The organism is Bradyrhizobium sp. CB82 (assembly GCF_029714405.1).
Lineage (GTDB): Bacteria > Pseudomonadota > Alphaproteobacteria > Rhizobiales > Xanthobacteraceae > Bradyrhizobium.
The window spans coordinates 4,474,250-4,492,879 of sequence record NZ_CP121650.1; the positions used below are offsets into that span (position 1 = coordinate 4,474,250).

Annotated in this window: 17 protein-coding genes and 3 pseudogenes; 9 read left to right on the plus strand and 11 right to left on the minus strand. The window is 64.6% G+C overall.

All coding sequences use genetic code 11. The features are described from left to right. Positions 1 to 20: 20 nt before the first annotated feature. The gene (locus QA640_RS21610) at positions 21 to 1,112 is read right to left on the minus strand and encodes a hypothetical protein (RefSeq protein WP_283042599.1); all 1,092 of its coding nucleotides are present in this window, start codon (positions 1,110 to 1,112) and stop codon (positions 21 to 23) included. A gap of 192 nt (positions 1,113 to 1,304) precedes the next feature. Between QA640_RS21610 and QA640_RS21615 the strand changes: the two genes are divergently transcribed. From QA640_RS21615 to QA640_RS21625, 3 genes are all read left to right on the plus strand, one after another. Beyond that, the gene (locus QA640_RS21615) at positions 1,305 to 2,927 is read left to right on the plus strand and encodes an ABC-F family ATP-binding cassette domain-containing protein (RefSeq protein WP_283042600.1); all 1,623 of its coding nucleotides are present in this window, start codon (positions 1,305 to 1,307) and stop codon (positions 2,925 to 2,927) included. Between the two features lie 77 nt (positions 2,928 to 3,004). Then, a complete protein-coding gene (locus QA640_RS21620; RefSeq protein WP_283042601.1) occupies positions 3,005 to 4,495 on the plus strand; it encodes an amidohydrolase family protein in 1,491 nt (496 codons plus the stop codon). A 3-nt stretch (positions 4,496 to 4,498) separates the two neighbouring features. Continuing rightward, positions 4,499 to 5,434, plus strand: a complete 936-nt coding sequence (locus QA640_RS21625; protein ID WP_283042602.1) for a GTP-binding protein — start codon at positions 4,499 to 4,501, stop codon at positions 5,432 to 5,434. A gap of 99 nt (positions 5,435 to 5,533) precedes the next feature. Here QA640_RS21625 and QA640_RS21630 read toward each other — a convergent pair whose 3' ends face one another. The 3 genes and pseudogenes from QA640_RS21630 to QA640_RS21640 form a co-directional block, all read right to left on the minus strand. After that, on the minus strand, positions 5,534 to 5,782 hold the full coding sequence (locus QA640_RS21630; RefSeq protein ID WP_283042603.1) for a hypothetical protein: 249 nt from the start codon (positions 5,780 to 5,782) through the stop codon (positions 5,534 to 5,536). An 88-nt stretch (positions 5,783 to 5,870) separates the two neighbouring features. Next, positions 5,871 to 6,695 carry a dienelactone hydrolase family protein gene (locus tag QA640_RS21635; RefSeq protein WP_283042604.1) on the minus strand — a complete coding sequence of 275 codons (825 nt, stop codon included), beginning with the start codon at positions 6,693 to 6,695 and terminating at the stop codon, positions 5,871 to 5,873. 174 nt (positions 6,696 to 6,869) lie between these two features. Beyond that, a pseudogene (locus QA640_RS21640) lies at positions 6,870 to 7,083 on the minus strand (alpha/beta hydrolase fold domain-containing protein); the annotation flags it as partial. Positions 7,084 to 7,243: 160 nt separating this feature from the next. On the opposite strand from QA640_RS21640, the pseudogene QA640_RS21645 reads away from it, so the two are divergent. Then, a pseudogene (locus QA640_RS21645) lies at positions 7,244 to 7,916 on the plus strand (nitroreductase). Positions 7,917 to 8,334: 418 nt separating this feature from the next. Here the strand turns inward: QA640_RS21645 and QA640_RS21650 are convergent. Genes QA640_RS21650 through QA640_RS21660 form a run of 3 tightly spaced genes read right to left on the minus strand, consistent with a single transcriptional unit; the run spans position 8,335 to position 10,928 of the window. After that, entirely contained in the window at positions 8,335 to 9,423 is a 1,089-nt protein-coding gene (locus tag QA640_RS21650; RefSeq protein WP_283042853.1) for an HD domain-containing phosphohydrolase, read from the minus strand. A gap of 42 nt (positions 9,424 to 9,465) precedes the next feature. Next, entirely contained in the window at positions 9,466 to 9,798 is a 333-nt protein-coding gene (locus tag QA640_RS21655) for a PilZ domain-containing protein (RefSeq protein ID WP_283042605.1), read from the minus strand. Beyond that, positions 9,795 to 10,928, minus strand: a complete 1,134-nt coding sequence (locus tag QA640_RS21660; RefSeq protein WP_283042606.1) for a DUF2336 domain-containing protein — start codon at positions 10,926 to 10,928, stop codon at positions 9,795 to 9,797. Before QA640_RS21660 ends, QA640_RS21655 begins: the two co-directional genes overlap by 4 nt. Positions 10,929 to 11,211: 283 nt before the next feature. Between QA640_RS21660 and QA640_RS21665 the strand changes: the two genes are divergently transcribed. Further along, positions 11,212 to 12,153: an AraC family transcriptional regulator gene (locus tag QA640_RS21665; protein ID WP_283042607.1), complete on the plus strand. Its 942-nt coding sequence runs from the start codon at positions 11,212 to 11,214 to the stop codon at positions 12,151 to 12,153. A 39-nt stretch (positions 12,154 to 12,192) separates the two neighbouring features. Beyond that, a complete protein-coding gene (locus QA640_RS21670) occupies positions 12,193 to 12,783 on the plus strand; it encodes an NADPH-dependent FMN reductase (protein WP_283042608.1) in 591 nt (196 codons plus the stop codon). 88 nt (positions 12,784 to 12,871) lie between these two features. Here QA640_RS21670 and QA640_RS21675 read toward each other — a convergent pair. The 3 genes and pseudogenes from QA640_RS21675 to QA640_RS21690 all read right to left on the minus strand — a co-directional run bounded on the left by QA640_RS21675 (position 12,872) and on the right by QA640_RS21690 (position 16,007). Beyond that, positions 12,872 to 14,952, minus strand: a pseudogene (locus QA640_RS21675) (methyl-accepting chemotaxis protein). Positions 14,953 to 15,070: 118 nt separating this feature from the next. After that, positions 15,071 to 15,691: a helix-turn-helix domain-containing protein gene (locus QA640_RS21685; protein ID WP_283042611.1), complete on the minus strand. Its 621-nt coding sequence runs from the start codon at positions 15,689 to 15,691 to the stop codon at positions 15,071 to 15,073. Between the two features lie 28 nt (positions 15,692 to 15,719). Then, on the minus strand, positions 15,720 to 16,007 hold the full coding sequence (locus QA640_RS21690) for a hypothetical protein (protein ID WP_283042612.1): 288 nt from the start codon (positions 16,005 to 16,007) through the stop codon (positions 15,720 to 15,722). Between the two features lies 1 nt (position 16,008). On the opposite strand from QA640_RS21690, the gene QA640_RS21695 reads away from it, so the two are divergent. Then, a complete protein-coding gene (locus QA640_RS21695; RefSeq protein WP_283042613.1) occupies positions 16,009 to 16,134 on the plus strand; it encodes a hypothetical protein in 126 nt (41 codons plus the stop codon). Positions 16,135 to 16,175: 41 nt separating this feature from the next. Then, on the plus strand, positions 16,176 to 16,955 hold the full coding sequence (locus QA640_RS21700) for a crotonase/enoyl-CoA hydratase family protein (protein ID WP_283042614.1): 780 nt from the start codon (positions 16,176 to 16,178) through the stop codon (positions 16,953 to 16,955). A 10-nt stretch (positions 16,956 to 16,965) separates the two neighbouring features. Here the strand turns inward: QA640_RS21700 and QA640_RS21705 are convergent, their stop codons facing one another. After that, entirely contained in the window at positions 16,966 to 17,397 is a 432-nt protein-coding gene (locus QA640_RS21705; protein WP_283042615.1) for a DUF1810 domain-containing protein, read from the minus strand. 139 nt (positions 17,398 to 17,536) lie between these two features. Between QA640_RS21705 and QA640_RS21710 the strand changes: the two genes are divergently transcribed. Then, the gene (locus tag QA640_RS21710; RefSeq protein ID WP_283042616.1) at positions 17,537 to 18,562 is read left to right on the plus strand and encodes a DUF2778 domain-containing protein; all 1,026 of its coding nucleotides are present in this window, start codon (positions 17,537 to 17,539) and stop codon (positions 18,560 to 18,562) included. Positions 18,563 to 18,630: the final 68 nt, after the last annotated feature.

The window sequence follows — 18,630 nt, forward strand, 5'->3', positions numbered from 1 at the left end:
TTCCCTGTTTTCGACCGGCGCTATTTGAGGTCGGCGATCGTCGCGGGGCCAGGGCCCGGCGTGACCAGGGTGGGCCACTGCTTGGAGCCGAAGGGAACCAGCGGGGGCAGGAACGGCGTCATGCCGCGCTTTGCCGTCTCGGCGATGATTGCGGCGCGCGCATCGCCCCCCATCAGCTCGTAATCCATCAGGTGATAATTGCCGAAGAACAGCGCGCCAACCGAGCGGTCGGCGATGATCCGCGTCAGTGCTTCCAGCATGTCGGCCGGCGTCGTCGTGAAGGACACGGTCTCGATCAGCAGCAAGCGTGTGTTGATGGCTTCGGGGCCGAAGAACTGCGCGAGCACGCTGAAGATCACGTTGTTCTGGCGCGCGACATAGATTGTGTTGCTGGCAGCATAGGTCTTCTCCCAATCGGGGCCGAGCTGGGCCTTCCAGTCTGCGAGCACGCCCATCCAGTGCGCGACCTGGGTCTGGGCCGCCCAGGCGACGTTTTTGGCGAGGAACGGCGCCTGCTTCTTGCCGAACGCCTCGAGCTTGGCGAAGGGAATGGCACCATTTGCGAGGCACTCGTCCATGAAGGCGATGTTGTTTTGCAGAATGGTGCGGCTGTTGTCGCGCCAGTCGGCCTGCATCGGCGTCGCGTCGAGAGCGTCGAGCGCCGACTGCATCCGGCTGCGATAGGCCAGCATCGCGCCGCGCCACGATTTGTTGTCGGGATTGTCGACATAGGGACCAACGACCTCGGCCAGCGCCATGGTGCTGTGGCCGACCGATTTCAGGAGTTGATAGACGACGGGCACCTGCGGCGCATCGAGCGGCGGCTGGCCCGGCCGGTAGAGGATCAGGCGGCCACCGGCGCCCGAGAACAGGCCGAGGATCACCGGATGCTTGTCGAGGATGTTCTTCTGGAACACCTTTGCGGCGTCACCGTAAAGATCGAACATGGCCGTGTTCAGCGCGATCACGTCCCTGGTCGCGACATCGCCAGGCGCGGCCGCGCTCTTGCCGGAGATCGGCGCCATGTAGTCGGGCAGGGTCTGGGCGGTTGCGGCTCCAACGCTGCCAAGCATCAGCGCGGCAGCCACGGCAAGGCGAAAATGATGGTTCATTGGCATTCCCCGGGGCATTTCCAACATTACGTTACGTCAACACGCGCCCGTTAGATCCGGCAGGCGCAGCGCGGTTTTGGCGCAAAATTGCTAAGGATTCGTCAGGGACGCATGAACCCGGGGCGGCCGGGCTTCCCCTGGGCGCCAGCATGGACTAAGAGGCGGCAACGCAAATTCCCCCAAAAAGACCTCATGATCCGCCTCGACAACGTCAGCAAGCAAGCCGGCCACCAAATCCTTTTCATCGAAGCCTCCGCAGCGCTCAACAAGGGTGAGAAAATCGGCCTCGTCGGCCCCAACGGGGCCGGCAAGACCACGCTGTTCCGCATGATCGCGGGCCAGGAACTGCCCGACGAGGGCCAGGTCTCGATCGATCGCGGCATCACCATCGGCTATTTCAGCCAGGATGTCGGCGAGATGAGCGGCCGCAGCGCCGTGGCTGAAGTCATGGATGGAGCGGGGCCGGTCAGCGTGGTCGCGGCCGAGCTGCGCGAGCTCGAGGCTGCGATGGCCGATCCCGATCGTGCCGACGAGATGGAGGAGATCATCGCGCGCTATGGCGAGGTGCAGCATCATTTCGAGGAACTCGACGGCTATGCGCTGGACGGCCGGGCGCGCGAGGCCTTGGCGGGCCTCGGCTTCAGCCAGGAGATGATGGAGGGCGACGTCGGCGCGCTCTCCGGCGGCTGGAAGATGCGCGTCGCGCTGGCGCGCATCCTCCTGATGCGCCCCGATGTGATGCTGCTCGACGAGCCGAGCAACCATCTCGATCTGGAAAGCCTGATCTGGCTGGAAAAGTTTTTGCGCGACTATGAAGGCACGCTGCTGATGACCTCGCATGACCGCGAGTTCATTAACCGGGTGATAGCCAAGGTGATCGAAATCGATTCCGGCTCGCTCACCACTTACACCGGCGATTACGAGTTCTACGAGCAGCAACGTGCGCTGAATGAGAAGCAGCAGCAGGCCCAGTTCGAGCGCCAGCAGGCGATGCTCGCCAAGGAGATCAAGTTCATCGAGCGCTTCAAGGCGCGCGCGTCGCATGCCGCGCAAGTTCAGAGCAGGGTGAAGAAGCTCGACAAGATCGAGCGGGTCGAACCGCCGCGCCGCCGCCAGACCGTCGCCTTCGACTTTCTGCCTGCGCCGCGCTCGGGCGAGGACGTCGTGGCGCTGAAAAACGTCCATAAGGGTTACGGCAGCAAGCGGATCTATGACGGGCTCGATTTCATGATCCGCCGCCGCGAGCGCTGGTGCGTGATGGGCGTCAACGGCGCCGGCAAGTCGACCTTGCTCAAGCTCGTGGCCGGTGCGAGCGATCCCGATCATGGCACGGTGGCGCTCGGGGGCAGCGTCAAGATGGGCTATTTCGCGCAGCACGCGATGGACCTGCTGGACGGCGACCGCACCGTGTTCCAGTCGCTGGAGGACGCGTTCCCGACTGCAGGGCAGGGGTCGTTGCGCGCGCTCGCCGGCTGCTTCGGTTTCTCCGGCGACGACGTCGAGAAGCGCTGCCGCGTGCTCTCCGGCGGCGAGAAGGCGCGCCTCGTGATGGCCAAGATGCTGTTCGACCCGCCGAACTTCCTGGCGCTGGACGAGCCGACCAACCATCTCGATCTCGCCACCAAGGAGATGCTGATCACGGCGCTGTCGGATTTCGAAGGCACCATGCTGTTCGTCTCGCATGACCGGCACTTCCTCAGCGTGCTCTCCAACCGCGTGCTGGAGCTGACGCCCGAGGGCATTCACCAATATGGCGGCGGCTACACCGAATACGTCGCCCGCACCGGCCAGGAAGCGCCGGGATTGCGGAGCTAGCATTCCCGTACGCGCCTTGACGCGTTGATGCGTCTCGCTACGCTCGCCCGGCTTTTTGGAATGCGGGAGTTGCGAGAATGGGCGGTTTGGTGATCAGGGGCGGCCGGGTGGTCGATCCTGCCAGCGGGATGGATGCTGTCGGCGACGTGGCTGTCATGGACGGCCGGATCGCCGCGGTCGGCACTTCCCTTGGCGACGCCGAGCGGACGATCGATGCGACTGGCCTCGTGGTGGCGCCAGGCTTCATCGATCTGCATGCGCATGGCCAGTCGATCCCCGCCGATCGCATGCAGGCGTTCGACGGCGTGACGACGACGCTGGACCTCGAGGCCGGTGTGCTGCCGGTCGTTGCCTGGTATCGCAAACAGGCCGCGAAGGGACGCGTGCTCAACTACGGCGCCTCCACCAACTGGGCCTTCGCGCGTATCGGCGCGATGACGGGCTCCAACTCGGAAAGCTCGCTGGAGGCGTTCGGCAATGCCATGCGCGATCGCCGCTGGATCGACAACGTGGCGAGCGACACTGAGGTGGACGGCATCCTCGATCGTCTGGCGGGTGGGCTGAACGAAGGCGGCATCGGCATCGGCATCCTCAACGCCTACGCCCCCGGCGCTGGCGTGCAGGAGCTCACTGCGGTTTGCCAACTGGCGGCCGCGCATGACGTGCCGACCTTCACCCACGTCGCCTTCATGTCGCGCATCGATCCGGAAAGCGCGGCCGAGGCCTATATCCGCCTGATCGGCTATGCCGGCGCCACCGGCGCGCATATGCACATCTGCCACTTCAACTCCTCCAGCAAGACCGACATCGAACGTTGCGTGAAGCTGGTGGCCAAGGCGCAGGCGCAGGGGCTTCCGATCACGGTCGAAGCCTACCCTTACGGCACCGGTTCGACCGTGCTCGCAGCCGCGTTCTTTAGCGATCCCGAATTCGTGGCGCGCAACGGCACCGGCTACGACTCGGTACAGCGGGTTGCTGACGGAAGGCGCTTCCGCGATCGGGAGGAGCTGCTGGCGGCGCAGGCCGCGGAGCCCTCCACGCTGGTGCTCTGGCACATCCTCGATATCGAGAACAACGCACACCACCGCGATCTCCTGGACATGTCGGTGCTGTATCCCGGCGGCGCGATCGCGTCCGACGCCATGCCCTGGACGCTCTCCGATGGCCGCACCTACACTGGCGATGCCTGGCCGCTGCCCAAGGACGCCACGTCCCATCCGCGCTCGGCCGGCTGCTTCACGCGTTTCATCCGCGAATGGGTACGGGAGCGTCGCACGGTGTCGCTGCTGGAGGGCGTACGCAAATGCGCGCTGATCCCGGCGCAGATTCTCGAGCACACCACGCCCGCGATGCGTGCCAAGGGACGGCTCGCAGCCGGCGCCGATGCTGACATCGTGGTGTTCGACTACGAGACGCTGACCGACCGGGCGGAATTCTCCGCGATGAATCGTGCGTCGGAAGGCGTGCGCTACCTCGTGGTCAGCGGTCATCCGCTGATCACCGATGGCGTGCTGGATGTGGCGGCAAGGCCCGGCCGGCCGGTGCGCCGGCCCGTTGCCGAGGGCTGAAGCGTGCCTGTCCCGGTTCTGCTCGTGGCTGGGTTTCTCGGGGCGGGCAAGACCACGGTCGTGAACCATTTACTGGCGCATGCCGACGGACGTCGGATCGCAGCCGTCGTCAACGATTTCGGCGCGATCAACATCGACGCCGAGCTGATCATGGGCGCCGCCGATGGCGTTGTGAGTCTCGCCAATGGCTGCATCTGTTGCTCGCTGGAAGGCGATCTCCTGCGCACGCTTGCCGTGCTGCTGCGGCGTGATTCGCGGCCGGATGTCATCGTGATCGAAACCAGCGGCGTGGCCGACCCGGCGGACGTCGTGCGCAACCTGATGGATCCCCTGATCTTTCGCGAAGCGCCGCTGGAAACCGTGCTGTGCGTAGTGGACGCGACGATGCAGATGGCCATGCTGGACGATGCGTTGCTGCGATCTCAAATACGGGCAGCCGACGTGGTCGCGCTGAGCAAGGTAGATCTGGTCGACGCGGCCGGCATCACGCAGATGCGCGATGCCCTTCGCGCGATGCGCCCCTCAGCCGTCCTGGTCGATGCTCTCCAGGGCGAAGTGCCCGGAGCGCTGCTGTTTGCGCCCGACGTCGATCGCGCGCCGGCGCCACGCGAGCCGGGGCCGAAACGGCCGGCCGCCGAGCGGTTCGAAACCATGAGCTGGAGGTCGGACAAGCCGGTGTCGCTGCCGCGGTTGCAGGCGGCGATCGGCCGGCTCGCGCCGAAACTGGCGCGCGCGAAGGGGCTGTTCGAGACCGTCGAGCAGCCCGGGCGGGTGATGGTGTTTCAACTCGCCGGCGGCCGGGCGACGCTGACCACAGGCGGGACAAGGGTCGAGGGGGTAGCGCGAACGCGGATCGTCTTCGTTGCGGAGATCGGCGTCCTCTCGCGCGAGGAGATCGATCGTATCATGGAAGGCTGCCTCGACGCCGGCACGGCATGAGAGCCTTCGACGACCGTTTCAAGCAGTGGGCCGCTCCAAAGCAAGATACGCCCGCGAGTGAGCGGGCGTATCGGGATCGAAAGCTAATCGCGCCGCGCTCTATGCGCTCGTCTCGCACTTCTTCATAAAGCTGTTCTTGGCGGCACCCGCGAGCGGCTTGCCATCCGAGCCGACGGCCTTGGCCGAGCAGGTATCCATTTTGCACTTCTTCATGAACGATGTCTTGGCGGCACCCGCTAGAGGCTTGCCGTCCGAGCCGACCGCTTTGCTTGCGCACGTGTCTTCCGCGAAGGCCGAGCCGGCCGCGAAGGTGGCGACGACGCCAGCCAGGAAAATCCGCTTCATCATGGGTGTCTCCCTAAACAATGGTTCGGGAATTGGAACTCCGAATCGTGGCGCAATCAAGCAAGATGAGCGCGCCGGCTTGGCGGTCCCTTCAATTTTTCCAGCGTGCAACCGTAGCAACGGCCTTGCCCTGCACGTCGTTCAACGCCGCCTGGTTTGCGGCGACCGACTGGCGCTGCGACGAGGGATCGTCGAAATCATGGGTCGCGCCCGGATAGACCGTGACGTCGATCTTGCTGCCGGCCTGGCGCGCCCGGTCGGCGGCCTGCTGGCAGAACGCGGGCGACACCTCCTCGTCGTCGGCGCCCAGGAAAATGGCGATCGGCGCGGTCGTGGAGATCGTCGGCTGCAACAGCGCCTTCGGTCCGCAACCCGGATAGAACGCGAGTGCGCCGCGAAAGCCGGCTGCCAGGTTTGCGCCTTGCCGGATCATCACGTTCAGCGCGGTGCTGCCGCCGTTCGACCAGCCCTGGAGGAAGATCTGGTTGCCGATCACATCGCCGCGGCTGCGCAAATAGGCCAGCGCCCCCTCGGCATCGAGCGGACGCACGGTCTTCTCGTTGACGTCGTCGCGGTCGGGATCGTCATGGGTGAAGCGGCCGAAACCGTGGGCCTTGCCGCGCGGACCAAAACTGTCCGGCAGCAGCGCCAGATAGCCGCGCGCTGCCCAGTACTCGCCCCACATCGCGTGCCGTTTCGACAAGGTCGTGGCGTTGCAGGGTGAGGAGGCCTCGGGGCCAACGACGGTGCAGCCAGCATTGACGTTGCTGGAATAGGGCCCTCCGCGGCCGTGCAACAGCACGATGGCAGGAACGGGGCCCGCCTTAGTCGGCCGGAACAGGTAGCCGACCAGCTGCGTGCCGCCGTCGGCGCTGCGGAAATAGACCGTCTCTGGTGCGGCTGCCGCGTCGGACATCAGCCATATCGAGGTGACCGCGGCTAAGATAATACGGATGCAATAGGCTGGCATGCTCGTTGGAATCGCTGGTCTGCCGGCAGGAGACACTGGCGGAAGCGAAGATTCAACCCTGCTTGCTGTGCCGCGCGTGACCCTCTGCTGTGCAGCGGGCGCGCCGCAGCTAGCCGCTCTTCATGCGCCACGGGCGAGCAATGCCCTGAAATCCGCGCGCGCGCTGAGCCTCGATGCGCGCAACCTCGGCGGCTTCGCCCATGCTGAAATAGCCGTGGATCAGGCCGGCTCCCTCATGATGCCTGACCGGAACGCCGGCAGCTTCCAGCGCCCGCGCGTAGGCCGCGCCCTCGTCGCGCAACGGATCGAACCAAGCCGTCGTGGGCAATGACGGGATCGAGCGGCGCGGTCATCGGCGGGTCCTTCGAGGGTTCTTGCGAGGGTTCTTGGTTTTGCTTGTGCGCTAGCATAGGTTTCGCGCGCCGCCCGGGCCACCGGCGGCCGCGTCATGCCGAATTGCGTGGCACGGAAAGCAGGAGAGGCAGGAGGAACAGGTGGATTTCGAAACGCTGGTGCAGTCCCGTCGCAGCGTGCGCGGTTTCAAGAAGGACCCGGTGCCGCGCGCGGTGATCGAGGCGATCATCGATGTGGCCAAGCGCGCGCCGTCCTCGATGAACACCCAGCCCTGGCACCTTCATGTGCTCGCCGGCGCGCCGCTCGAGCAGGTCCGTCGACGCAACATGGAAGAGATGGTCGCCGGCGCCAAGGTCAAGCGAGACATCGTCAGCCATGGCGAATACCAGGGCATTCACCGCACGCGCCAGGTCGACATCGCCAAGAAATTATTCGGCGCGATGGGGATCGCGCGCGACGACAAGCCGATGCGGCAGGATTGGGTGCTGCGCGGCTTCGTCAGTTCGATGCGCCTCGCTGGTACTCACCTATGACCGCTTGCTTGACCCTGGCGCGGTCTGCCACTTCGATCTCGGCGCGCTTTGTTACGGTAACGTTCTCGCGGCATGGGATCGCGGCCTTGGGTCTGTCATCAACGGGCAGGACATCATGCGCTCCGACATCGTGCGCGAGGTCGCCAGCATCCCCGACGACGAGGTCATCATGACCTGCGTCGCGATGGGATATCCGGACGACACGTTTGCCGCCAATGCCGTGCGGTCTGATCGGCAGGAGAACAGTGAGTTCGTGCGCTACGTCGGATTTGCCGACTGAAGCTCGTACACTCCAGACGTGCATCGCGGCTTGCGCCCGAGAATATTCTCCGGCCGAAATTTTTGGTGCGGACTCCCAACCGGCTCTTGCAATCTCGACTCGTCAGGAGGAACAATAAGCGCGGTGAAAGGTTTGTTGCTGGCGCGAGGGAATTGACATGCGGCGGCTGGCTAGCCTGGTGCGATGGTTACTCGGGCCGCGAGTGCGGTATCCGGTTGATGATGATCCAAGTCTCCCCTTCACATCAGAGGAATTTGGCCGGCTGATCAGCAGCGGCAAGCGCGATGACATGAAACGGTTGGCAGAGGGGTTGGCGTGCCGGTCGATCCCGCACCGCGCCAAATACCGCGCGACGCACTAAGGCCGTCGCCTTGAGGTCGGCGCTTTAAGGTCGCGCATTGGAGGCGCCGATGCGCGATCAGCGGGTCAGCGCGACCTGCTTGAATGAGGCGACCAGCGCCTTTTCGAGCTTGCCCTGCATTCCCAGGAGAATGCCGTAGGCCTGCTTGCGCGGCATGGTCGGTCGGTATGACCGGTGCTCGATCAGTGCGGCGAAGATGTCGGAGATGGTGAGAATTCGAACGACATCCGTAATGCTGTCGGCGCAAAGCGCGTCCGGATATCCGCTGCCGTCGAGATATTCGTGGTGGTGACGTACCGCATCGAGGATCTCGGGCGAGATGTTGGCATGATCCTTCAGAACCTCGTATCCCGCGATCGGGTGCGTCTTTATCAGCGTGCGCTCGTTGGCGTCCAGGCGCCCCGGCTTGTCGAGGATCGTGAGCGGAATCTTCGCCTTGCCGATGTCGTGAAACATGGCCGCCGAATACAGCCGTTCGAGATCGTCTTTCCTGACGCCGAGACTTAGCCCGAAATCGATCGCGACGCCGGTGACCAGCAGGCAATGCTGGTAGGTTCCCTCATGATGGCGCCGCACAGTCGTGAGCCATTCCGACAGGCCGTGCTCGGCGATGCGGTTGGCGATCTTGCGGCCGGCCTCCTTCGCTCCGTCGACGTCGATGGTTTCACCGAGCATGACCGAGCTGAACATCGAGCCGATGGCGGTCGCGGCCGCCTCGACCGCATCTTCCGGTTGCGATTGGCCATCGGCGGATGTGGCATCCGGGTTCGGCGACCCCAATAGCGCCGCCAGGAGCTTGGTCTGGTTGGGCGCGCCCGGCAGGACGTGCGTGGCGCCGAGAGCGTAAGCCTGCGAGATGCAAACATGCGAAGGCGGCTCGACCAGGAAGATGCGCTTGTCCGCCTTGGCCAGTCGCGCCGCTCGCTTCTTCAGCGCAGCGATGTTGTCGACGTCGCGAAGGTCCGCCCGCACGACGACGGCAATCGGCGAGTGCGGTAGCCGTGCCTCGGCATCGAGCCGTTCGCCTGCCACGGCGAACTTCCGCTCGACGATCGAGCAAACCCCCGACAGCTTGTCGGAGCTGTCGGCAAGCACATGCACGAACGAGGAAGCCGCCCGAGGCCCAGGGGCGTTGCTGACTGGCACGACGAGGCTGGAACTTGGCACGACTGTGGCTTTCTGAGACGGCTACCTGCCCCTGGTCTTCTGCGTCGCTAGTTCGTTTTTGGCCTTCGCTGGTCCTTTCCTGGTTCCCGGCCTGATGAAGTGAATCCCCGCCATCGTTCCGTCGATCCATACCAATTCGCAGCGGCGATAGGCGAGGCCGGTCGAGGACAGCAGCATGAAGAATTCCCTCGCTTGCAGCACGTCGAGAGTTCCCTCGACCTCGATCTTGGCGCCGGTATCCGAAACATCAAGCAGCACGCAGGTACGGCGCCAGGTGCCGTCGGCGCCCATCAGGTTGACGGGCTGCTTGTGATCCATCCGGACGCGGTGTGATTTGCGACTGTCGAATCTCATCGGTTGGCTCCCGATTTCAGACGCTTGTTGTTATTGTCAGCGGCAACTGCGCTCGCGGCCATTTCGCCCCAGCGCACGGTCCACTGGCTTGTCGAAAGATAGAGCTCATCGAACAGCTTTTGGGCGCGCTCGCGCTGTTCGTAGGAAAGGCGCGAGCCGCCGCGATTGCAGAGAATTGCGAGAGTCGTCTGCCAGTTCAGGCGGGAGGCGCGGCAGGCCATGACCAGCGCTTCGCAATCCTCGTCTGCGATGATCTTTTCAATCACGTCGATCGGCGCACCCGACAGCACCGAGAGTGAGGCGATCAGATTGGCCGCCTCGCCGCGGACGGCGAAGCGGTTGATGGTTGAATCGTTGAGCTTGCCGACGCGGTTGAGCGCGACGACGGAGAGCCGCGCTTCCGAATAGTCGATCGATGACGGTAGCTTCGGCCGTGCCGCGGCTGGCGTCGGGCACAGCATGGTCTCGATCCGCTCGCGCAAGGCGGGGGCGGCTGCATCAAGTATGGAGGCTCTGGCCTCCGGCGTCAGCCTGGGGAAGAGCCCGCGGACGATTTTGTCGGGCGTGTCGGGCCGGAATGCCAGCCCCCTCGCGATCTCGCCGTCGTGTTGGGCCCTGGCGATCAGCATGGCATGGCCTGCGTCGGAAAACGTGGCGCCCGGATTGCTCACGAGCGCGCGACCGACATTCTTGCCGCCGCGCTTGAGCAGGATGTCCGTCAGGGCTGGATCAAGCGAGCTCCGTCCGGCGATCGCCAGCAAATGCTGCTCGCCGCGTGATGTTGCGATCGCCTCCAGGTCGCTCTCCGAGAGGATGCGGGACTTGAGAAGGAGCGGGCCGGCAACCATTGGGTCATCATGGAACGCAAGCCGGCGCGACGTTTCCCTGGGAGCCAAACTCAGATCGACCAGCGCTGCGCTCAGCTGCGTGAGCGCCTTCGGCTCAATGCGTTCCGCAATGCGAAGCAGGACCTGGTCCAGCGCATTGATCTCTGGCTCCTGAAGACGATTGCGACCTGCAACGAGCAGGTCGGTCGTCTGCCGAAGCATACGGACGCGGCGCTCATAAGCGCACCCTGCGATGGTGCTTTCGAGCTCGGCAACAATATCGGCAGGCAAAATGGCATTCATGGCGGGCCTGATCCGCTAAAAAAACGACGGTGTTTCTACGGGATCAATTGCGCGCGAAAGTCGTTAAACTTAGGTTATGTCGGAAACACGCGGTGGTGTCATCGCACCGTCCTTTGGATTTGAATCGATATCGAAATTCGGCAAACGTGCCCACGATATCTCTCGGAGTTGCGAGTTTTTTGCGCGCCCAGGCACGCGCCGGATAACACCCAAGATGCGATTGAGCGGGCGACCAATCCGGGTGACGGTTGCGATAAGATAACGCTTTCTTGATTCGCGACAAATGACATTTGGGGCGCCGACGTTGGGGCCAAAGATATTTCGATTTGACGATGTTGACGAATTCCGCAGTTCGATTCGAACTCTGGACGTGGAATTTACACCGCTCGTGCGGAAGATAGCGGCCGAGCAGACCATCCTGAATCTGCCGGGGTGCGACGTCAATTTCACGAAATCCTTTCCGCGCATCGTGGACGCGCAACTCGTGAAGAATTGCACCGCGGTCGGCTTCGCAATGGACGACCACGAGGTTCCCATCCGTTTCAATGGCGCGCAGCGGGATCGAGCGGCCATCGTCATCGGCGGCGGCGGCGCTGCCTTCAACACGGTCGAGGAAGTCGAGCGGGAATACGCCTCGGTGATGTTCACGCCGGAGGTGATGGGGCGCGGCTGGCCGGAAACGAAGGCGAACTTCCGCATCCATGAAACGAGCGCGCTGGCGCTGAGCTGGCTGCGCAAGCTGATCAGGGAGGTGATCGCTGCTGCCTCGGAACCCGTCGATGCCGTCGAATGGCCGATGAGGGCGTCCGCGATGAGAGAATCCCTGCTTGCCGGGATCGACGCGGCGTTCGAAGGCATATTGCCGGCGCGCTGGACTGCGCGAGCCAACGATGAGCGGCATTTCGGGACTTTCCAGGAGATCCGTGCGCTGCTGCTCGATGACCTCGGGCAGCCCATTTACAGCGAGGAGTTGGCCAGGAAGCTCGGCCTGTCCGTGCGCAGCCTGCATGATGCGGTCCAGCGCTATCGCGGCATGAGCCTGCACCGCTATTTGCGCTTGCGGCGGCTGTGGCTCGTTCGCAAGCGGTTGCTGGCCGGGCCCGAGAGCGTGAAGGCGGCGGCGCTCGCCTTCGGCTTCTGGCACCTCAGCGACTTCTCGAGAAGCTATCGGCACCAGTTCGGGGAAACGCCGTCGCAAACGTTGGAGCGTGCCCGAAAGGCCTGACCTTTCGTCGCGGGCGCTTCGTGCTAGGATGCGCCCATCATGGGCAATCGCATCCTCGTTTTCTACGGTTCCTACCGCTCCGATCGGATGGGCATTCGCTTGGCGCATTTCGTCGTCAACGGCTTGCGGATCCGCGGCGACGACGTCGCCTTCATCGACGCGAAGGCGGTTGGCCTTCCCATGCTCGACCGCATGTACAAGGAATATCCAAAAGGGCAGGCACCAGAGGCCCTGGAGACGCTGGCCGCGCAGATCCGCGATGCCGACGGCTTCGTGTTCGTCACCGGCGAATACAATTGGGGTATTCAACCGGGCTTGAAGAACCTCACCGATCATTTTCTCGAGGAATGGTTCTGGCGCCCGGCCGCAATCGTCAGCTACTCCGCCGGTCGCTTCTCCGGCGCACGCGCCGCAACCGCCTGGCACGGCACGTTGTCGGAAATGGGCATGGTGGTGATATCGAGCACGATCGCGGTCGGTCCGATCGCCCAGACGCTGTCGGCGGAGGGCGAGCCGACGGGCGAGGGCGGCAAGGCGCTGGAACGCTCGTTCCCGCGTTTTGCCGACGATCTCACCTGGTGGGTCGAGGCTGCCAAGGCACAGCGCGCGCACAAGCAGCCGCCGTACTAAGGGGCATTATCCGGCAAGATGCGCAGTGGTTTTCCCTCGCGACAAACGCGGAATGCGTTTGCGCGGAGATCATGCTCGGATAATGACCCTACGCGGCCCTGACTTCGGCGAGGAAGCGGTTGACCTGGCCGGCAAGGTCGCGCGACTGCGAGGAGAGCTGCTCGGCCGCACCCAGCACCTGATTGGCGGCAGCTCCCGTATCGTCGGCGGCGCGCTGTACGCCGGTGATGTTGGAATTGACCTCCTGGGTGCCGCGCGCGGCCTCCTGGACGCTGCGCGAGATTTCCTTGGTCGCCGAACCCTGCTCTTCGATCGCAGCCGCGATCGCAGTGCCGATCTGATCGATCTCGGCAATAACGTCGGCGACATTGCGAATTGCGGCGACCGTCTCGTCGCTCGCGGACTGGATCGCGGAAATCTGCTCGCAGATTTCGGTGGTGGCCTTCGCCGTCTGCCCCGCCAGCGATTTGACCTCGGAGGCGACCACGGCAAAACCGCGGCCGGCATCACCTGCGCGCGCCGCCTCGATGGTCGCGTTCAGTGCCAACAGATTGGTCTGCTCGGCGATGCTCTGGATCAGCGTGACGACGTCGCCGATCCTCTGCGCGCCCTCGGCAAGGGCGCGGGCGGTATCGCCGGTGCGGCGCGCATTGTCCACGGCGCGCGCCGCAATCTCGGTAGACTGGGCGACCTGGCGACCGATCTCGGCGATCGAGGAGGTGAGCTCCTCGGTCGCGCTGGCGACCGTCTGCACGTTGGTCGAGGTCTGTTCGGAGGCGGCCGCGACGACCGCGGCCTGGCTGTTGGTCGCGGACGCCGTCGAGGTCATCGACTGTGCCGTGCTCTCCATCGTGGCCGATGCCGAGGACAGGCCGCCGACGAGCTCGGAGACCTTGGCCTCGAAGGCGCGGGTGAGTTCGTCGAGGATCTGCGCCCGCCGCATCTTGCCGTCGTTCTCGGCCTGCTTATCGGCCGCGAGCTGCTCGGCCTTGATCATGTTGTCCTTGAAGACCTGCACGGCAGCGCCCATCGCGCCGATCTCGTCGGAACGCGCAGCGCCCGGAATCTCGGCCGCCATCTCGCCGGCGGCGAGGCGCGACATTCGCATCGTCAGGCTGACGATCGGCGCGCAGACGCGACGCCGGACCATCACGATGAGCCCGACGCTCGCGATGAGCACGGCCGCGAGGCCCGCCAGCGCGATCGTGAAGCTCAGCCGCGCGGCGGCCGAGGCCGCCCCGAGGATCTGCTCGGCATTGTCGTAGAAGGCCTCGCGGACGCCGATCACCGCGCCAAGGCCGCGCTGCGAGTCTGAATAGAAGGTCGCGACGTCGATGTCGTACTTGCCGCTCGCGACGCCGTCCTTGACGAGCTTGAGGTCGCGGCCAAAGCCGTCGACATAGTCGGAGTTCATCTTCTCGAGTGCGGCCGCGACATTCGAAGGCGTCGTCGGATTGCCGCGAAGGTCCTGTAACGACATCAGGATCTGGTCATGGCGTCCCTGCGTGCGGCTGATGTCGAGTCGGCTTCGCTCGCTGCCTTCATTGAGCCGACGAGGTTCTTGTGCAGGCTCGAGTTCAGCCCGCCGACGTCGCGCAGCGTCCAGGCCACGTTGGCATAGCTTGCCTGGCGGTAGGCATCGCCATTGAGGATCGCCATGCGGCGGACCTGCTCGTTGAGCAGCGCCGTGATGTCGCTGTTGAACACGGCATTGTCGGCGACGATTTTTCGCGCGGCGTCCTTGCGGGCGTCGGCAGGTCCCTCGATCGCCTTGTCGATGGCTTCGCGCAGGGCGGAGAACTTCGCATTCAGCGCATCGATACTGCTCGCGATGGTGTTGCCGTCGTCGAGGCCGCCCGGAAGTCGCTCCTTGCGCAGCGCGTTCATTTTGTCGCGGGCACCGTCGGTCAGCTTGCGCAGCTTCTCATGCTCGGTGCGCATCGCGGGATCGATCGTAGCCGGACCGTAGAGCATATTGGTGGCGTAGCCGCGCTCGGGATTGAGATAGCGCGGGATATCGCCGACCGCGCGCACGAGCTGGAGCCGGCTTTGCGCCTCGGCGATGCGGTCCATGGTCTGATACTTGGTCACCGCGACATAGACGGCGAGGCCGCCGCCGATGGTCGACAGCGAGACGATGGCGGCAGTCAGAAGCGTCCCAATTTTCATGGATTGTCCGGCAATGGTCGCGGGAAAAGTTGGCTCTTCCCCGAAGGTTAGGCTGGCCGGATTAATCTCGGGTTTACGGTGATGGCGCGCCCCTCCGGGGGCGGGACCTGGGCTGCGATTATTCGGCCTTCCGGCCCAGGGCTTCGGATAGGATCAGCTCGAGTTCCTGCTGGGCGTGATCGAGCGGCTGCGTGCTGCGCGCGGCGCGGCACAGCGCGACCGTACCCTCGATGACGGCGACCACCAGGGTGGCGAGCCGGGTTGCGCGCGCAGCCGCAAGGCCCTCTCGCTTGAGCGCCAAAAGCATGACCTGCTGCCAGTCGGTGAACACGTCGTGGGCAAGGTCGAGCAGATGCTGCTGCGTCGCCTCGTCGCGCGCATCACCCTTGTCCGATGTCTCGCCGACATAGTGGTCGACGGCGACCGCCAGCACCGGACAGCCGGCCTCGAACTGCGTCGTCTCCAGCCGCCGCCGCCAGGATGCGACGAGGGCGCGAAAGCCGGCGATGACGCCGAGCTCGCTCAAAGCCTTGTCCAACCGCACGGAGACCCGCTGCCCGGCGAAGCGAACGGCCTCGGCGAGGAGTTGCGGCTTGCCGTCCGGAAAATGGTGGCCGATCGAGCCGCGCGGCGTTGCCGTGTGGCGGACGACGTCGCGCATGCTGGTGGCGTTGACGCCGCGCCGGCTCATCAAATCGGCGGCGCCGGCAATCATCTTGTCGCGGGTGGTTGATGTCATCGGCCAGGTCCAGAGGTTCGGTCCAGATCTAATCTATGACGCTTGACATAGCCAGTCTCGTATTGATTATGACGGCTGTCATATCGAACAAGAGGTAACCGTGACCATCATCACCGTGACTGCCCCGGAAGGCCGGCTGAGCCTCGCGCAGCGCCGCTTGCTTGCGGAAAGCCTCACCGATGCCGTGCTGGAGGCGGAAGTCGGCCAACTCGCGCCCGCGGCGCGGCAGGGCTTTCAGGTCCATTTCCGCACCCTGGCAGCCGATTGCATGGCGATCGGCGGCAAGCTCCTGTCCGACCACGAGGCCGCGCGACATCATGACCATCAAGGGAAGCTGGGGTTCGCGCGGCGGCGTGCTGTCGATCCTCGATCTCCTGGACAGTGGCGTGTTCACGCCCGCGCGGATCAAGGCGATCCGCGACGCGATCCCGCCCGTCAACTGACGACGAAAGTTTTTCAAACAAACCGACTGAGGGAGCAACGCATGACAGCCGAAGGACAGGTCCGCAGCGAGATGCATGGCCATATCTTCAAGATCATCATCGACAACCCGTCGAAGAAGAATGCGTTCTCGCCGGCGATGATGGAGCAGCTCTCGGACGCGCTCACAGAACTGCACAACAACGACGACCACTGGGTCGGCGTGATATGCGCGGAGGGCAGGGATTTTACCGCCGGCCTCGACATGCCGAAATTCTTCGGCCCGGCCGCCGAAAAGCGCAATATCAGAGAAGGCAATATCGACCCGTTCGGGCTCAGCAAACGCTGCAGGAAGCCGATCGTCACGGCGGTGCAGGGCATCGTATTCACCATCGGGATTGAGCTGATGCTCGCCGGCGACATCGTGGTCGCCGCCGACGATGCGCGCTTCTGCCAGATGGAATCCAAACGCGGCATTGCCCCGCTCGGCGGCGCGCATTTCCGTTTCCTGTCGCGCGCCGGCTGGGGCAACGCGATGTATCATTTGTTCCTTTGCGACGAGTTCTCGGCGCAGCGCGCCCGCGAGATCGGCCTGGTGCAGGAGGTCGTGCCGGCAGGGCAGCAGGTCGACCGCGCCATGGCGCTCGCGGAGATCATTGCGCGCAACGCGCCGTTGGGCATCCAGGTTACCAAGGAAGCCGCTGCCAAATACATCGAAGGTGGCGAGGCGGCGGCGATCGCCTACATACCGAAGATCCGCGATCGCGTGCTGAATAGTGCCGACGCGAAGGAGGGCATCCAGTCTTTCGTTGAGCGTCGCGCCGCCGTCTTCCAGGGGCGCTGAAGCCCGCGCGCTAGCGATCGAGGCTTGCGAGGATCTCGAGCGTCGCACCATCGCGCTCGCCGGCGAAATAGCGGACGAGCGCCTGGCCGAAGATCGCCTCATCCGACACGGCTTCGAACAGCGTCATCGACGAGCGGAACTTGGCGTCGTCGGGCGCGCCGAGGATCGCGTTGATGCTGCGATCCTTCACCGCGAGCAGGAGGCCGGTGCATTCGATGAGGCGCGGCCCGAGCACGGGGTGGGCGAGGTAGGCCTCTGCCTCTGCCCGCGAGCCAATGGCATAGCGCTGCGACATGGCGCTGAAGCCGAGCCCCGCCACTTGCGGGAAGATGAACCACATCCAGTGGCTGCGCTTGCGTCCCGCCGAGAGCTCCCTGACGACCCCCGGATAGACGTCGTTCTGAGCCTGGACGAAGCGTTCGAGGTCAAAAGGATCGCTCATTAACTGCCTCCGGCTCCCGCCCCGGCCGCGATTATGCCTAACTTTTGGCTCCTGATGTGGTAGTTGGTATAGAGTCTCGATGGGGGTTGGGCACCCCCGGGGTTCGGGACGGGGTTGAGCGGGTCGATTTGGGGATCTGATGGTTTCCGACGCAGCACGGGCCGAGAAGCTCTTGTCGCGCCGCCGTATCGGGCGGGCGGAAACATTTTTGCTGTCGCTGGCCGCAATGGCGCTGTCGCTCGGGGCGGCTGCCTGGATCGCTTGTGGCAACGAGACCGCCTCGCTTGCCTCCGCCGCCTTGCCGCCCAACGGCCCAATGACCTCATTTGACGATCGATTCCAGCCCATTTCGCCGCCGCGCGAGACCGGTTTGCGTCCCATTGAGCGCTCGGCGGTGAGCATGCTCCAGCTCAAGCTCCGCGACGCCAAGGCGCTGCTCGCCCAGCAGCTCGTCAGTAACGACTGGCGATCGACCCTGACCGAGGACGACAAGCAGGTGGCCGAGGCGGCGCCGCCACCGCAGAAGCTCGACGTCCCGATGCCCCGGTCGCGCCCGCTCCAGGCCGACCTCGCCTCCCAGGTCGCCTCCAGCCAAGCCTTCGCCGATTCATTGCCGAAGAGCGACAACCGCAGCCTGCTGCAAAAGTTCTCCGACATCCTGCCGGGCAAGATCAGGCTGGCCTCGCTGACGCCCGACAGCGGCCTGTTCCGGCAGGGGCCGGACCTCGCCGCGCTCGGCTACGGTTCGCAGACCGCGGTCTACGACATCTCGGCGAAGGCGGTGTACCTGCCGAGCGGCGTGGCGCTCGAGGCGCATTCGGGCATGGGCGCCATGATGGACGATCCCAACCATGTCGACCAGCGCATGGTCGGCGCGACCCCGCCGGCGACCTACGAACTGAAGCCGCGCGAAAAGCTGTTCCATGGCGTGCCCGCTTTGCGCATGACACCGGTCGACGGGACCAGTGCCCTTGGCCGCGTCGGCTTGTTGACGCACAGCTACATGCTCGGACCGCGCGGCGACTCCAACGGATGCGTCTCGATCAAGTTCTACGATCGCTTCCGGAAGGCCTATGACGACGGCGAGATCAACCGCCTGGTCGTGGTGCCGAGCCTGAAGGGCGCCACGTCGGTGTCGCAGCGCGCATCGGCCTCGGACTCCTGAGTTGAGGTGAACAAACGGCGGGGGCTGCCGTTTTCCCTTCGTTAAGCCGTTTTCGTGCAGAAGCAGCC